Raw genomic sequence first — 14,831 nt, forward strand, 5'->3', positions numbered from 1 at the left:
TACTCCCCCAGTCGGCCTGCTGTCACCCGTCGAGTGATGGCCGGAACAGGATCTGAGAGACCGCGCGACGTCCGTCCTGGCGCGTGAGCTGCACGAAAACGTCGACGACGTTGCGGACATAGGCGGCGATTTCCGCCCGGCCGAGGTTGAGCCCGGCCTGCAGGACCATCAGGCTCAGCTGCTCGATCGCGCCGGCCGGGCTGTCGGCGTGCAGGGTGGTGATCGACCCCGGGTGGCCGGTGTTGACCGCGCGCAGGAAGCTCGCCGCCTCGCGGCCGCGCAGCTCGCCCAGGATGATCCGGTCGGGCCGCATCCGCAGGCAGGCCTGCAGCAGGTCCTCCGCGGTGACCTTGGCCTCGCCGGTCTCGCCGCGCACCGCCAGCAGCCCCACGGCGTTCGGATGCTCGATGCGCACCTCGGCGGCGTCCTCGATCAGAATCAGCCGCTCGCGATGCGGGATCTCCTTGAGCAGGGCGTTGACGAAGGTGGTCTTGCCCGTCGAGGTGCCGCCGGCGACGACGATGTTCTTGCGCCGCAGCACCGCCTGGCGAAGGAAGTCGACCGTACGGCCGGCGTCGAGCAGGGCGCGAAGCTCGCCGTCGAGGGCGGCGGCTTCCGAAACGCCGTCGATCCGGGTCCGCTCGAAGAAGCCGTCGCGGGCGTAGTCTTCCAGGCTGAGGTCGGCGGTCACATGCTTGCGGACCGCCAGCGCCATCGGCCCGCGGGTCGCCGGCGGGGCGATGATCTGCACGCGCGCGCCGTCCGGCAGGGTGGCGGAGAGCAGCGGATGCTCGCGGTTCACGCCCTGGTGCGAGAGGCTGGCGATCTGCCGGGCGAGCCGCCACAGGGTGGTCTCGTCGAGGCCCGTCGCCTCGTGCCGTTCGAGACCGCCGGCGAGCGTCTCGACCCAGACCTCGCCCGGCCGGTTGACGTAGAGGTCGGTCACGTCCGGCCGGGCCAGCAGCGGCGCGAGCTGGGCCAGATAGGTCGCCAGATAGACTGCGGCGGGCTGGACGCTCACCGCGCCTGACCCACGGCCGAGAAGTCGAGGTCGCGGGCGACGAAGATGCGGATCGATTCGCCCTGGGCGACCTTGATCGTCGGCGGCACTTTCTCCGTCTGCACGGCGCCGGCCGCGGCGGTCGCCTGGCCCGGCGAGCCGATGGCGATGGTGGTGGTCGGCCCGTCGCCGACCGCGGCGATCCCGGCGTTCAGCACCGACAGCAGGATCGAACCGCCGAAGCGGGTGAAGAAGTGCCGGTCGACCTCGCCGGTCAGCCCGCCGCGGCCGAGTTCGTCGGTGCCTGGCGAGCCGATCTGCACCGACACGCCATCGGGACGCAGGACCCGCGACCAGATCACGAAGGCGCGCGACTGGCCGAGCGACGTGGCGCTGCGGTACTGGCCGATCAGCCGGCTACCGCGGGGGATCAGCACGGCCCGGCCGTCGAAGCTGCGCACGTCGCGGCTGACTATCGCGCGGGTGTAGCCCGGCAGGTCGGAGTCGATGGCAGTCTCCAGCACCGCCGGGATCACTGCGCCCTGCGGGATGGTCAGGCTCAGGTCGCCCATGTGCGTGGCGAACGCCGCGCCGGGCGTTCCGCCGCCCAGCTGCAGCCGCTGGGCCATGGTCGCGACGGCGCTCTGGGCCCCGGGGTTCTCCAGCGCCTGAGCCATGGAGATGTCCGGCGAGCCGTCGCCGGTGGGAGGCGGGCGTGGGCTTGGGCCGGCCTGGGCCAGCGTGATCGGCCGCGCGTGGCCGCCGAGGTCGACGACCACCGCCGGCGCTGATAGGCGCGCGCGGCCGTCGTCCGAGGGCGCGCTGGACTGCGCCGGCGTCGGCTCGGGCGGAGGGGCGAGGAGGGCGGCCGGAGGGGCGGACGCGAACTGCGGCTCGGCGGGCGGGGCGGGCAACTGCAGCGGCGGCGCGGGCTCGCTGGCCGGGACCTCCGACGCCGGCGTGGTCAGCGCGTGGGCCTCGGCCCGGTCACGGCGGCTGTCCAGCACCAGGAACAGGGCGATCGCCAGGATCACGAAGGCGGCGATCGCCAGCGGCGTCGGCAGGCCGCCGTTCGCGCGCGCCACGGCCAGTCGGGCCTCCAGTTCGAGCGTCTCCGCTTCGGCGGCGGGGGCCGTCGGCGTCATCGGGATCTCGCGGGATTGTGGCCGGAGAAGCCGGCGTTGACGACGATGGCGACCTGTTTGCCGTCGCGCAGGGCGAAGCGCGGGGCCAGCTGCTGGACGACGACGTAGCGCCCGCGGACGGCGTAGTTGACCAGGCTCTCGGAGCCGTCGGCCGCCAGCGCGAAGATCGCCGGCGCCGCCGCTTCCGGGGGCCACTCGAAATAGGTCATCTCGCCGTCGTCGAAGACCCGCGACGGCGTGGCCGCCGGCGCGCCCGTGACCGAATAGGCGCTGTTGGCGACCTGCGGCTGGGCCTCGCGCGCCGGCAGCGGCTGGGCGGCGATCGGGGTCGGATAGACGAAACGCAGGGCGTAGGCGGGCGCCGCCTTGGCGCCCTTCGGCGCGAGCTGCAGATCGAACAGATAGCGGCGCAGATCGGTGACCACCGTCATGTTGGTCGCCTGGCCGTCGATCGGCTTCAGGAACAGGATGTTGGCCCGGCGGTTCGGGGTCACCTGCCAGCCGACCGCGTCGCCGATCGAGACGTTCTCGATCCGCTCGTTGGCGGCGAACTCGACCATCAGCTGGTAGCCCAGCGCGGCGCGGATCGCGGTGACCTTGTCCGGATCGTAGTCGACCAGCCGCACCCGCGCGTCCTGGGCCGCGGCCGGCTGCGCCGCCAGGACGGTGATGACCATCAGCGCCGCGAACCGTTTCACGACGTGGCTCCAGCGGGTTGCAGCACGCCGGCCGCCGGCGCGCCGACCGTCTCGGAGTCGCGGCGGTAGGCGGTGACCTGGAAGCCCAGTGGATTGAGCAGCCGGTCCTCGTTGCGCATCGGCGCGGCGGTGTAGCGGAACCCGACCACGGCGGCCCAGGCGCAGCGCTCGCCGGCCAGGTCGCCGTCGCGGCGTTCGGTCTCGAAGCGCACCAGGGCGCTGGTCGTACTGATCAGCGAGACGCTCTTGATTGTGGTCTGCACCACGGTCGTACGGCTGTTGAGGTTGACCGGGCTCTGCGGGTTCTCGCGCCGCATCAGGCCGATGTACTGGCTGCGCGCCGGGCCCTGCGACCAGGCGGTGACCTGGCGGTAATTGGCCTGCAGGTCGTGCGCGTCGAAGGTTTCGCGGGCCATGACGTACTGGGCGAGGAAGGCCTGGGTCACGGCGGCGTCCTGCGACAGCGCCCCCGGCTTCAGCCCCTGGGCGAACTCGGCGTAGCCGGTCTGCCGGTCGACCAGGATGGTGTAGGGCACAACGGTTTTCAGCGGGGCCAGGGCGGCCAGCGCGACGGCTTCCAGCGCGGCGATCGCCACCGCCACGCCGGCGATCGTCCAGGCCAGGCGGCGCGAGGCGCGCAGCGAGCCGTGGACGTCCTGCGCCCAGGTCCGGGCCTCAGCGTAGTAGGCGGGCTTGTCCATCTTCATCCGTCTCTCCGCTGGCTGCTAGCCGCGGCCAGGGGATGCGCCGGCCGCCGGTGGCTGGGACCGGGTGCGGCCGGCGCACTCGCCGCGGAGGGCGAATAGGCTGACCGCCCCGAGAACTGCGCCGCGCCGGCGGCCTCGATCAGCATGCGGCTCTCGCGGCGCTCCAGCGCCGCGGCGGCCGCGGCTACGGCGGCGACGCGCGGCGGCGGGGCGAGCGCGGCCGGCGCGAAGGTCGCGAGGCGGTCGGCCGGGGTGGCGGGCGACTGGGACGCGCCGCTGGTCTGTCCAGCGTTAGGGGTGCGGCCGAGCGGCAGGCGCAGGCTGAAGCCGACGACAGCGCAGGCGATCACGCCCGCCAGGGTCACCAGGGCGGTCGTCAGGGTGATGACCAGCACGGCGATCGCCGGGGCCGTATCGTCGCCGCTCTGCGCGCGCAGCGCCGCCAGGGCGGCGAGCTGCGGCTGGACCAACTGCAGTTGCAGCACCAGCGCCAGCAGGGCGAACAGCGGCGCCAGCGACAGGCCGATCGCCGCCCGCAGCCAGCCGATGAAGACGCCGCGGGTGCTCGGGAACAGCAGAAATCCGAGGAACACCGGCCCGGCGGTCAGCAGGGCGGCCAGCACGATGCGGACGCCGAGCAGAACGCCGAGCGTCGAGCTCAGCATCAGCACCGAGGATAGGTTCAGGGCCGCGGCGCTGAAGCCGGCGCCGCCGAGCCAGGGCGAGGCGCCGCCGGGCGTCTTGCCGGCGTAGAAGGCGGCCGCGGCCTGCATCTCGTCGAACGCCATCTGCAGCGCGCCGCGCACGGCCTCGATCGGCTTGGCCGAAGCCGAGCCGAGCAGCAGCTCGCCGGTCAGCTGCTCGGGGCCGTGGAACAGGGTCTCGAACACCAGGCGATGGTAGAGCGGCCAGTTGCTGGCCAGGGCGAGGACCAGGCCGATCTTCACCGCCGCCAGCGTCAGGTCGCCGACCCGCAGGGCCCCCAGCCCCAGCATCAGCCGCAGGCCGAGCACCGCGACATAGATGGCCAGCACGCTGGTCAGGGCCGCCAGCAGCTGGGAGTCCGGGCCGGCCAGCGCCCCGTAGCCGGTCTGCACCAGGGTCGCGACATGACAGTCGACCGAGGTCAAAAGCCCGTCGACCAGGCCGCTCTCGGCGGCCGCCGCGCAGATCTCGGCCATCAGGCGCGCTCCAGCAGCCGGGGCAGCCAGGCCTCGGGGCTCTCGCCGACACTGGCCAGGATCTCGTCGAGCAGCCGCACGGTCCGTTCGCGCCCGGACAGCACGGTCAGCAGCTCGCTTTCGCCGGCGAGGTTGAGGCGTGCGACCACGCTGTCGGTCCCGTGCTTGATCAGGAAGCAGCGCGAGGTGTCGGGCAGCGACTTCACCAGGCCGAACTCGTGTTCGCTTAGGCCGAAGCCGTCGATGTAGTCGCGGGCCTGGGCCTTGGGGTTGGCCAGGAAGATCTGGGTCGCGGCCTGCTCGACGATGGCCGAGGCGATCCGGCTCTCCAGCGCGTCCTGGGCGCTCTGGGTGGCGAAGCCGACGATCCCGTTGCGCTTACGGATCGTCTTCTCCCAGTCCTTGATCCGGGCGACGAAGACCTCGTCGTCGAGCGCCTTCCAGCCCTCGTCGATGACGACGATCGCCGGGTGGCCGTCGAGCCGCTGCTCGACCCGGTGGAACAGGTACATCATCGCCGGCGTGCGCACGGCCGGCTCGTCCAGCACCTGGGTGATGTCGAAGCCCAGGGTGCGGACGTCGAGGTCGAGGGCGTCCTCGGCGTTGTCGAACAGCCAGGCGCGCTCGCCGTCGCCCCACCAGGGCCGCAACCGCGCGGCGAGGTCGGCGCCGTGTGGCCGCCGGTCGCCGCGGAACAGCTCGGCGAAGTAGCGCAGCCGGCGGAACTCCGGCAGCTGGGCGAAATTGGCGTCGACCGCCTCGCGGATCCGCTCGACGTCCTCCTCGGCGAGCAGTTCGCCGGGGCGGCTCACCAGCCGCTGGGTCCAGTCGGCGAGGAAGCCGCGGTTGGCCGCAGTGTCGGCCAGCTGCAGCGGGTTGAAACCGGTCGGCCGACCGGCGCGGATCACGTCGTAGCGGCCGCCGATGGCGCGCAGGAAGATCTCGGCCCCGCGGTCCTTGTCGAAATAGACGATCCGCGGGTCGAACTTGCGGGCCTGGGCCAGCAGGAAGGCCAGCACCACCGTCTTGCCCGCGCCCGACGGGCCGATCAGCGTGAAGTTGCCGAGATCCTGCTTGTGGAAGTTGAAATAGTAGGGCCCGGCCGAGGTGGTCTCGAGCAGGGTGACCGCTTGGCCCCAGTGGTTGCCGTCGGGCTTGCCGAGCGGGAAGTTATGGCCCGAGGCGAAGCCCGCGAAGTTGGCCGTCGAGATCAGAGCTTTCCGGGCGATGTCCTTGAAGTTGCCGGGGAACTGCGCCCAGAAGGCGGCCTCCAGATTGACGTCTTCGCGCACGGCGATGGCACCGATGTCGGTGAAGGCGGCCTGCACCTCGGCGCAGGCCTCGGCCAACCTCGCCAGGCTCTCGGCGCGGACCATCACCGTCAGGTGGTGCTCGCCGAACGCCGCGCGGCCGGCGGCGACCTCGTCCTTGGCGGCGGCCAGCCCCTGGCGCAGCGACAGCGCCTCGTCGTCGGCGGCGCGCATGCGCCGCAGCGCCAGGTTCATGCGGCCGAGGCTGGCCTGGCGGTCGACGAAGCCGAAGCTCTGGCTGACGGTCAGCTCGTAGGGCAGCCGCAGCAGGTCGTCGAGCAGGCCGGCGGCGGTCTGCGGCGGGTAGTCCTTCACCGAAATCATTGCCGCGAAGGCGCGCGGCAACCGGCCGGCGGCCGACAGCTCCAGCGCCTCGGCGCCGAAGCTCACCCGGCGGTAGGGCAGGTGGCGGCCAAGGTCGCTGGGCGGCAGCAGCACCGGCCGGGTCTCGCCGTTGAACAGGGCGGAGAGTAACTCCAGCGGTTCCGACGCCGGGCCGTGCGGCGTGTCGTAGACCTGCAGGGGCCGGACGCCGTAGGCCGCGAGCGCGGCGGTCAGGGCCTCGCGCGCGGCGGACAGCTCGCGCAGGTCGACGGCGTGGTCGGCCTGGGCGCGGGCCGCCGACGCCGCCCCGCCCAGGCCGCGCAGCAGGCTGTCGAGCAGGCCGGCGTTGCCCTGCAGCGGCCGGCGCACCAGCGTCAGGTAGAGCTCGTTCACATAGAGCTTCTTGGTCGCCAGCCGTCGGCTCCACGCGGCGTCCAGCTCGCGGCTGAAGGCGTCGCCGAATTCGGCGCTCAGGGTTGGCGCGACCTCGCGGCGGACCACGTGGTGGTAGAGGGCGAAGCGCGAGCTGGCGATGGCGCGCAGGGCGGCGTCGCGCAGCGCCTTGCGGTAGTTGATCTCCTCGGTGTCCACCGTCTCGAAGCGCAGGCCGTCGAGCCGGATGAACTGCATCAAGAGGCCGTCGCGGGTCTCGATCGTCAGGTCGTCGACATGGCGCGCATAGGGCAGGCGGTCGCCGGCGGCGGCCTCACGCCGGGGATCGGGACGCGGAACGGGGCGCGGGCTCACGGGCGGTAGGAGTTGCAGCGCCACGCCGGCCAATTGCGCACGCGCGGATTGCGGCTGATGCGGGTGAGCCAGAGATCGAAGATCCGCGGCTCTTTCAGGCAGGCCATGTAGCCGGCGAGGTGCAGCAACACCGCGGCGGCCAGCGACCAGAACGACTTGGTGATCAGGAACAGCTCGGCGGTCACGACGGCGTTCAGCACGAAGTAGCCGTAGGTCACGCCGGCGAACATCTGCGGCCGGGTCAGGGCGCCGAACACCAGGTCCTGCTCGAGCCGCACCACCGGTCAGAAGCCCACGGCGGTCTGGCGGATGCCGGCGACGATGGCGGTCGCGCCGAACAGGATGAAGCAGCCCAGCACCACGGTGGCGGCGTGCCGCCAGTTCATCCGGCCGGTCAGGGTCATGAAGCCGACGGCGGCGACGGCGATCACCGCGGCGACGGTGGCGACGGTGCCGAGCAGCGTGCCCTGCAGCCAGCCGAGCGCGCCGGAGATCGCGCCGGAGCCCGCCGGGTCGAGCGCCTGGGCCTGCGCCGCGCTGGCCACAGCGAAGGCGCCGACCCCGGCGACGAGTTGGATCACGGATCGTGTAATGCGCATGCCAAGCCCCCCATTTAACGCCGCCGTTGCTGCCTCAGCCGTGTGACGCTTTGGTGGCAATTTTGCGCGATCGCAACCTATCAGTGTCATGAAGCCGGCGGCGGCGACGGGTTGGATCACGGATCGTGCAGCCCGCATGGCGAAGGCCCCTTTTTCGGCCCCCGTTGCTGCCTCAGTCGTGTGACGCTTTGATCGTCCTTCCTGCGAAGTTTTGTGACGCCGCCCGCCACGTGCCGCGCCGGCGCTGGAAATTCGGTTCAAGTTCGTCCGCTAACAAATTGGGAGAAAACGCCGAATGGCTGGGACCAGGCTGCCGACCGATCCGCAGGACCTGACTGTGGATCACCTGAATGCACTGCTCGCGGCGCAGTCGCCGGGCGTGGCGCTGACGGACTTTACGGTGACGGAGACCCACCTCTGGGGCGGTGGCCAGGCCTCCTCGGCCGGGCGGATGGTGATCGCGCCGACCTATGCGGCGTCGGCGCCGAGGGACTTGCCGCGGAGCCTGATCATCAAGGTCGCCAAGACCGATCCGACCTCGGACGACCCGAAGCGGGTGCGCGGCACCGGTGCGCTCTATCGCAACGAGGTGAACGTCTACACCCGCCTGCAACCCTCGACCTTCCTGGAGGCCCCGGCGGTGCTGGGTGGCGTCTACGACCCGGAGACGGCCACCTTCCTGCTGTTGATGGAGGATCTGCGCGATCGCGGGGCGAGCTTTGGCGCGGTGACCACGCCGGTCGGCCTCGACACCGTCCGCTCGCTGCTGGACCAGCTCGCCAGCTTGCACGCCCGCTTCTGGAACAGCCCGGACTTCGCCGACGGCTTGAGCTGGATGGAGGCCCATACCCGCGGCGACCTCCACCTGGTCTTCAACACCCCGCAGGCCGCGCCGGCCTTCATCGCCCAGCAGGTCGAGCAGGAGCAGTTCAAGCGCGAGATGGTGCAGCGGCTCGGGACCACGGTCGACGGCCTGTTCCGCGGCTTCCAGCGGGTGCAGGCGCATCAGGCGCGGCTGCCGCAGACGGTCTGCCACGGCGACACCCACATCGGGAACACCTACGCCCTGCCGGACGGCCGCGGCGGTCTGCTCGACTGGCAGTTGGCCTCCCAGGGCTACGCCATGCACGACGTCAGCTATCTGGTGGCGACCGCGCTTCCGGTGGCCGAGCGCCGGACCCACGAGCGCGAGCTGCTGGCCTATTACCGCGAGCAGCTGCTGGCGAAGGGCGTCGCCGACGCGCCCAGCCTCGACGACCTCTGGCTCGAGTACCGCCGCGCGATGGTCTGGGGCGTCTACATCGGCTGGCTGACCACGCCGGTGGTCAACTACGGCTGGGAGATCACCGTCATGAACCACCTGCGGATCATGACCGCTTACGAGGACCTCGAGACCGGCAGGCTGATCGACGCGCTCGGCTGAGGCGGCAAGGAACGCTGCGGATGGATGTCACGTCGCCGTAGCGTTCACGTCACAAAAGCTTGTAGCTCAAAGGATAGGCATCCCGCGAACCGCGCCACGGCGCAGCTTTTTCGTTTGTGGGGGCACTATGGCCAAGAAGAGCGATCTCGACAATTCCTACACGGACGGTGTTCTAAACACGAACGTCCCGGGGAATTCCAGCCTCCAGGACATTATCGACCAACGTTATTCCAGGCGTAACCTACTGCGCGGCGGGTTCTCGGCGACCGCGCTGGCGGTGTTCGGCGGCCTGCCGCTGGCGGCCTGCGGCGGCGACGGCAACGATGCGCCGTCCGTGAGCGCCGGCGCCTCGGCGACCACCAGCGCCGGCCGCTCGGTGTCGCTGGCCGGCACGGCGACCGACGGCGCTTCGGTCTCCAGCGTCACCTGGACTCAGACCTCCGGGCCGTCGGTCACGCTGTTCAACGCCAACACCAACACCGCCAGCTTCATGGCCCCGAGCGTGAGCAGCTCGACCCCGCTCGGCTTCCGCTTCACCGCCACCGACGCCGACGGCAAGACCTCGTCGGCCGACACCACGGTCACGGTGCAACCGTCGAGCCTCGGCTTCACCGCGGTGCCGAAGAACCAGAACGACATCGTCACCGTGCCGGATGGCTACACGGTCACGGTGCTGTACCGCCTCGGCGATCCGATCGCCGCCGCGACCTCGGCCTACGCCAACAACGGCACGGACACGAATTTCGCGAGCCGCGCCGGCGACCACCACGACGGCATGGCCTTCTTCGGCCTGGGCGCCAGCGGCGCGGCGCGTGACGACGCCGCCAACGCCCGCGGCCTGCTGGTGATGAACCACGAGAACATCAGCCAGCGCTACCTGCACCCGAACGGCCCGACCGCCGGCACGCGTCCGGAAGCCGAGGCGCTGAAGGAGGTCGAGGCGCACGGCGTCAGCGTCATCGAAGTCACCCGCGGCGCCTCGGCCTGGGGCTATGTGCAGGCCTCGACGCTGAACCGCCGCATCACCCCGCTGACGGCCATGACGTTCCGCGGTCCGGTGGCCGGCTCGGCGCTGCTGCGCACCGCCTATTCGACCAATGGGACCCAAGGCCGTGGCACCATCAACAACTGCGCCGCCGGCGCCAGCGGGTGGGGCACCTACTTGACCTGCGAGGAGAACTGGGCCGGCTACTTCCGCCGCTCGGCGACCGACAACGCCGCGCGCGCGGCCAAGGAGGTCACCGCGCTGAACCGCTACGGCGTCGCCCAGGGCGCGAGCGGCAACTTCGGCTGGGCCACGGTGACGCCGGCGAGCGCGTCGAACACCACCTACGCCCGCTGGAACGCTTCGGCGACCGGGGCCGACGCCACCGCCGACTTCCGCAACGAGCCGAACCAGTTCGGCTGGGTGGTCGAAATCGACCCCTATGATCCGACCTCGACGCCGCGCAAGCGCACGGCGCTCGGCCGGATGGGCCACGAGAACGCCAAGCTGTCGCTGCTGAAGCCGGGCGTGAAGTTCGCCGTCTACATGGGTGACGACAACCGCAACGACTATTTCTACAAGTTCGTCTCCAACACCGTCTGGAGCGCGGCCGACGCCACCGCTGCTGACCGCCTGGCCGTCGGCGACAAGTACCTCGACGCCGGCGTGCTCTACGTCGCCAAGTTCGACGCGAACGGCGCCGGCCAATGGCTGCCGCTGGTGTTCGGCCAGGGCCCGCTGACCGCCGCCAACACCACCTATCCGTTCGCCGACCAGGCCGACGTGCTGGTGAACGCCCGCCTCGCCGCCGACGCCGTGGGCGCCACCAAGATGGACCGGCCGGAGTGGGTCGCGGTGAACCCGGTGAACGGCGAGGTCTATCTGACGCTGACCAACACCAACGCCAGCTCGCGGCCGATCACCGCCACCGACGCCGCCAACCCGCGCTTCTACAACGATCCGAAGGGCGCGGCCGCGGCGGCCCAGACCGGCAACCCGAACGGCCACATCATCCGTCTGCGCGAGACCGGCGACACCTCCGAGGCCACGACCTTCACCTGGGACATCTACGCCTTCGGCGCGGGCGCGGATCTCGACGCGGCGAACATCAACATCTCCGGCCTGGACGCCAGCAACGACTTCTCCAGCCCGGACGGCCTCTACTTCTCGCGTTCGACCAACCCGGCCGGCATGGTCAACCCGCTGATGTGGCTGCAGACCGACGACGGCGCCTACACCGACGTCACCAACTGCATGATGCTGGCGGCGATGCCGGGGACCGTCGGCGACGGCGGGACGAAGACCATCACCAACACCAGCGGCGCGACTACCGCCACCCAGACCACCCGGGTCGGCAAGGCGCCGGGCACCTCGCTGCGGCGCTTCCTGGTGGGGCCGAAGGAGTGCGAGATCACCGGCATCGACTCGACGCCGGACGGCTGCACCCTGTTCGTCAACATCCAGCACCCGGGCGAAGAGGTCGGTTCGGGCTTCCCGAACACCTTCTCCAGCAACTGGCCGGCCAGCCAGACCAGCGCCACGGCGGTGGCCCGGCCGCGCTCGGCGACCATCGTCATCACCAAGAACGACGGCGGGGTGGTCGGGCTCTGAGCCCGGCGGTCCAGGCGCTGTTCGGAGGCCCGCTTCGGCGGGCCTCTTCTGTTTTGGGCGCTGCGAGGCGCCGAACGCCCCCTCAGTCGGCTGCGCCGACAGCTCCCCCGCCTGCGGGGGAGCAGCGACCCGCTCCTCCACCGCAAAGCGGGGGAGGTGGATCGCGCCGCAGGCGCGAGACGGAGGGGGCGTTCAGCGCTCTGGCTGGCCGAGCCGGCTCAAGATCGCCGCGACATAGGCCTGGGTCTCGGGGAAGGGCGGCACGCCGCGGTGGCGATCGACCGCGCCGGGGCCGGCGTTGTAGGCCGCCAGGCTGAGCCGCAGGTCGCCGTCGTAGCGGCGCAGCAGCTGGGCGAGGTAGGCCGCGCCGCCGGTGATGTTCTGCTTGAGGTCGAACGGATCGACGCCGAGGTCGCGGGCGGTGGCCGGCATGAGCTGCATGACCCCCACCGCCCCCTTGGGCGAGATCGCCGCGGGTCGCAGCCGCGACTCCTGCCAGGCGACGGCTTCGACGAGGTCGCGGCGCAGGGCGTAACGCTGGGCGGCGTCGGCGATGGCGCGGTGGATGTCGAGCGTCGGATCGCCGGCGATAGCCCGGGCGGGCGGGACAAGGGCGGTCGCGCCGCCGTCGGTGTGCACCATGGCGCCGGCGTAGGTGGTGACCGCGCCGTCGGCGGCGATCTCCAGGACGTCAGCGCGCGCGGCGCCCGCCGCGAGCGCCAGCGCCGCCACGCAGGCGGCCCCGATCCGTATCGCCATGCGCCCCTTGCACCCCGCTGCTTGCAGTCGCCTTGGCGCCCGGCCGTGACGCTATGATGAAGCTTCGGACTGGTCGGCGATCGCCTGCAGGCTGCGGGCCAGCCAGTCGACCATCTGCGGGTCGGGCCTCTCGCGCGCCGGCAGCACCTTGAGCTGGTAGCTGTAGAGCACGAAGCCGGTGCACAGGGTGATGACCTGCGTGGCGCGCGCCTCCGCGTTCGGCGCCCCTAGCCAGGCGGCGAGCGGGGCGAGCGCGCGCTCCTGCAACACCCGGGTGGCGATCGCGCGGGCGTCGGGGTCGCCGGTGGAGAGGCCGATCATGGCGTGCGGGCTATAGTCGAGCTGCGGATGCGCTAGCAGCCCGGCGATCCGGCGACCGAAGCGCCCGCGCTCCTCGGGGATCATCAGGCCGACGTCGAGGATGTCGCGCAACGCGGCTTCGAACAGCCCGGCCTTGGAGCCGAAGTAACGCAGCAGGATGGTCGAGGAGACGCCGACCATCTCGGCGATGTCGCGAATGCCGGCCTGCGAGTAGCCTACAGAGGAAAACGCCTTCTGGGCGGCCGTCAGGATCTGCGCCTTGGTCAGCTCGGCGTTGCGCCGCCGCGGCGGTGAGGGCAGGTCCATGCCGTCGAGTATCCAGGGTCGGCAGGCTGGACAAGCCGCAAGTCGCCGCCGGATAACTCACGGCCTCGCCCTATAGACCGCCGCCACACGCCACCGCCTGGGGACCCCGACATGAGCGCCGACGACCTGCACCGCCCCCTCTATGTGCCCGACGTCCTGGTCAATGCGCTGAACCAGGATCCCCAGCGACCGCTGCTGCATCTGCTGGGCGGCCCGATCCTGACGGTCGGCGAGGTGCGCGACGCCACCAGCCAGTACGTCCAGGCGCTGGCGAGCCTCGGCGTGGGGGCGGGCGCCCGGGTGGGCCTCTTGTCGCCCAACCGGCCGGAGGTGCTGCACGTCGGCCATTCGGTGCAGATCCTGGCGGGGATCTCCGTACCGCTGCACCCGCTGGCCGGCGTCGCCGACCACCTGCACGCGCTGACCGACGCCGGGGTCGAGATCCTGGTGTTCGACGCCGGCAAGTACGCCACCCGCGCCGCCGAACTGGCCGAGCGGATGCCCGGCCTCAGGCTGGTCGCCTTCGGCGAGACCCCGCTGGGGCCGGACCTCTGCCAGATCGCCGAGGGCTTCCAGCCGCAGCCGTTGGTCGCTCCGCGGGGCAAGGCCGACGACATCACGCGGCTCGGCTATTCCGGCGGCACCACCGGCAAGCCGAAGAGCCTGACCACCACCCAGCGGGTCAGCCTGACGACCCTGCAGCTGATGATGGCGGAGTGGGAATGGCCGACACCGCTGCGGGTGCTGTCCTGCGCGCCGCTGAGCCATGCCGGCTCGGCGATGATCCTGCCGACCCTGCTGAAGGCCGGCACGCTGATGGTGCTGCCGGGCTTCGACGCCGGGGCGGTGATGCAGGCGATCCAGGACCACCGCATCAACTGCATGCTGGTGGTGCCGACCATGATCTACGCCATGCTCGACCACCCGCAGTTCGACGAGTTCGACCTGTCGAGCCTGGAGACGGTGTTCTACGGCGCCTCGGCCATGTCGCCGGTCCGGCTGAAGGAGGCGATCGAGCGGATCGGCCCGGTGTTCGCCCAGTACTACGGCCAGGCCGAGGTCCCGATGGTGATCACCTACATGCGCAAGGCCGACCATGATCCCAACGACCTGCGCCGGCTGGCCAGCTGCGGCCGCCCGACGCCGTGGATCAATCTCGCGCTGCTCGACGCTGACGGCCAGCCGGTCCCGGACGGCGAACCGGGCGAGATCTGCGTGCGCGGACCGCTGGTGTTCGACGGCTATCGCGACAACCCCGAGCTGACGGCCCAGACCTGGGCGGGCGGCTGGCACCATACCGGCGACGTGGCGGTGAAGGATCCGGACGGCTTCCTGCGCATCGTCGACCGCACCAAGGACATGATCATCACCGGCGGCTTCAACGTCTATCCGCGGGAGATCGAGGACATCCTGGCCGAGCATCCGGCGGTGGCCCAGGTGGCGGTGATCGGCGTGCCGCACGAGAAGTGGGGCGAAGCCGTCACGGCGGTGGTGGTGCTGCGGGCCGGTCAGGCGGCGACGCCCGAGGAGCTCGCCAGCCTGGTCGCGGCCCGCAAGGGGTCGTTCCAGGCCCCCAAGACCGTCGACTTCGTCGAGAGCATTCCCCAGACGCCAGTCGGCAAGCCCGACAAGAAGGCGCTCCGGGCGCTCTACGCCCAGGCGATGTCCTGACCCGGGTGGTAGCGCCCACGGCGATGACCTGATCAAGTACGGAC

13 protein-coding genes are annotated in these 14,831 nt (G+C 71.2%); 3 read left to right on the forward strand and 10 right to left on the reverse strand.

The features are described 5' to 3' along the window. Positions 1-22 precede the first annotated feature (22 nt). From virB11 to ACSQ14_RS08845, 8 genes are read right to left on the reverse strand one after another with little or no spacing between them, the layout of a single operon-like run. Entirely contained in the window at positions 23-1,021 is a 999-nt protein-coding gene (gene virB11, locus ACSQ14_RS08810) for a P-type DNA transfer ATPase VirB11 (RefSeq protein ID WP_436011761.1), read from the reverse strand. Further along, positions 1,018-2,145 (reverse strand): TrbI/VirB10 family protein, encoded by a 1,128-nt coding sequence (locus tag ACSQ14_RS08815; RefSeq protein WP_436011763.1) that lies wholly within the window; start codon positions 2,143-2,145, stop codon positions 1,018-1,020. Before ACSQ14_RS08815 ends, virB11 begins: the two co-directional genes overlap by 4 nt. Beyond that, on the reverse strand, positions 2,142-2,843 hold the full coding sequence (locus tag ACSQ14_RS08820; protein WP_436011765.1) for a TrbG/VirB9 family P-type conjugative transfer protein: 702 nt from the start codon (positions 2,841-2,843) through the stop codon (positions 2,142-2,144). The genes ACSQ14_RS08815 and ACSQ14_RS08820 overlap by 4 nt, the downstream gene beginning before the upstream one ends. Next, entirely contained in the window at positions 2,840-3,550 is a 711-nt protein-coding gene (locus tag ACSQ14_RS08825) for a virB8 family protein (RefSeq protein ID WP_436011767.1), read from the reverse strand. The genes ACSQ14_RS08820 and ACSQ14_RS08825 overlap by 4 nt, the downstream gene beginning before the upstream one ends. After that, positions 3,547-4,731, reverse strand: a complete 1,185-nt coding sequence (locus ACSQ14_RS08830) for a type IV secretion system protein (RefSeq protein WP_436011769.1) — start codon at positions 4,729-4,731, stop codon at positions 3,547-3,549. The genes ACSQ14_RS08825 and ACSQ14_RS08830 overlap by 4 nt, the downstream gene beginning before the upstream one ends. Beyond that, positions 4,731-7,112 (reverse strand): VirB4 family type IV secretion/conjugal transfer ATPase, encoded by a 2,382-nt coding sequence (locus ACSQ14_RS08835; protein WP_436011771.1) that lies wholly within the window; start codon positions 7,110-7,112, stop codon positions 4,731-4,733. The genes ACSQ14_RS08830 and ACSQ14_RS08835 overlap by 1 nt, the downstream gene beginning before the upstream one ends. After that, on the reverse strand, positions 7,109-7,393 hold the full coding sequence (locus ACSQ14_RS08840) for a type IV secretion system protein VirB3 (RefSeq protein WP_436011773.1): 285 nt from the start codon (positions 7,391-7,393) through the stop codon (positions 7,109-7,111). Before ACSQ14_RS08840 ends, ACSQ14_RS08835 begins: the two co-directional genes overlap by 4 nt. A 3-nt stretch (positions 7,394-7,396) precedes the next feature. Beyond that, positions 7,397-7,711, reverse strand: coding sequence for a TrbC/VirB2 family protein (locus ACSQ14_RS08845; RefSeq protein WP_436011775.1), 315 nt, complete (start codon positions 7,709-7,711; stop codon positions 7,397-7,399). A 295-nt stretch (positions 7,712-8,006) separates the two neighbouring features. Here ACSQ14_RS08845 and ACSQ14_RS08850 point away from each other — a divergent pair, with 295 nt between their 5' ends. Both ACSQ14_RS08850 and ACSQ14_RS08855 read left to right on the forward strand, forming a co-directional pair. Then, positions 8,007-9,134: a phosphotransferase gene (locus tag ACSQ14_RS08850; RefSeq protein ID WP_436011777.1), complete on the forward strand. Its 1,128-nt coding sequence runs from the start codon at positions 8,007-8,009 to the stop codon at positions 9,132-9,134. Between the two features lie 127 nt (positions 9,135-9,261). Then, a complete protein-coding gene (locus tag ACSQ14_RS08855; RefSeq protein WP_436011779.1) occupies positions 9,262-11,730 on the forward strand; it encodes an alkaline phosphatase PhoX in 2,469 nt (822 codons plus the stop codon). Positions 11,731-11,922: 192 nt separating this feature from the next. Here the strand turns inward: ACSQ14_RS08855 and ACSQ14_RS08860 are convergent, their stop codons facing one another. Together ACSQ14_RS08860 and ACSQ14_RS08865 are read right to left on the reverse strand one after the other, a co-directional pair. Continuing rightward, a complete protein-coding gene (locus ACSQ14_RS08860; RefSeq protein WP_436011781.1) occupies positions 11,923-12,489 on the reverse strand; it encodes a lytic transglycosylase domain-containing protein in 567 nt (188 codons plus the stop codon). 51 nt (positions 12,490-12,540) lie between these two features. Beyond that, positions 12,541-13,116 carry a TetR family transcriptional regulator gene (locus tag ACSQ14_RS08865; protein ID WP_436011783.1) on the reverse strand — a complete coding sequence of 192 codons (576 nt, stop codon included), beginning with the start codon at positions 13,114-13,116 and terminating at the stop codon, positions 12,541-12,543. A 111-nt stretch (positions 13,117-13,227) separates the two neighbouring features. Here ACSQ14_RS08865 and ACSQ14_RS08870 point away from each other — a divergent pair, with 111 nt between their 5' ends. After that, the gene (locus tag ACSQ14_RS08870) at positions 13,228-14,787 is read left to right on the forward strand and encodes an AMP-binding protein (protein WP_436011785.1); all 1,560 of its coding nucleotides are present in this window, start codon (positions 13,228-13,230) and stop codon (positions 14,785-14,787) included. Positions 14,788-14,831 lie beyond the last annotated feature (44 nt).

It is taken from the genome of Phenylobacterium sp. LjRoot219 (genome assembly GCF_964252995.1).
Taxonomy (GTDB): domain Bacteria; phylum Pseudomonadota; class Alphaproteobacteria; order Caulobacterales; family Caulobacteraceae; genus Phenylobacterium.

Bases quoted from the DNA above. Each gene is read 5' to 3' on its own strand.
- ACSQ14_RS08815 (WP_436011763.1), bottom strand. From the start codon at position 2,145: ATGACGCCGACGGCCCCCGCCGCCGAAGCGGAGACGCTCGAACTGGAG.
- ACSQ14_RS08825 (WP_436011767.1), bottom strand. From the start codon at position 3,550: ATGAAGATGGACAAGCCCGCCTACTACGCTGAGGCCCGGACCTGGGCG.
- ACSQ14_RS08830 (WP_436011769.1), bottom strand. From the start codon at position 4,731: ATGGCCGAGATCTGCGCGGCGGCCGCCGAGAGCGGCCTGGTCGACGGG.
- ACSQ14_RS08845 (WP_436011775.1), bottom strand. From the start codon at position 7,711: ATGCGCATTACACGATCCGTGATCCAACTCGTCGCCGGGGTCGGCGCC.
- ACSQ14_RS08850 (WP_436011777.1), top strand. From the start codon at position 8,007: ATGGCTGGGACCAGGCTGCCGACCGATCCGCAGGACCTGACTGTGGAT.
- ACSQ14_RS08855 (WP_436011779.1), top strand. From the start codon at position 9,262: ATGGCCAAGAAGAGCGATCTCGACAATTCCTACACGGACGGTGTTCTA.
- ACSQ14_RS08860 (WP_436011781.1), bottom strand. From the start codon at position 12,489: ATGGCGATACGGATCGGGGCCGCCTGCGTGGCGGCGCTGGCGCTCGCG.
- ACSQ14_RS08865 (WP_436011783.1), bottom strand. From the start codon at position 13,116: ATGGACCTGCCCTCACCGCCGCGGCGGCGCAACGCCGAGCTGACCAAG.
- ACSQ14_RS08870 (WP_436011785.1), top strand. From the start codon at position 13,228: ATGAGCGCCGACGACCTGCACCGCCCCCTCTATGTGCCCGACGTCCTG.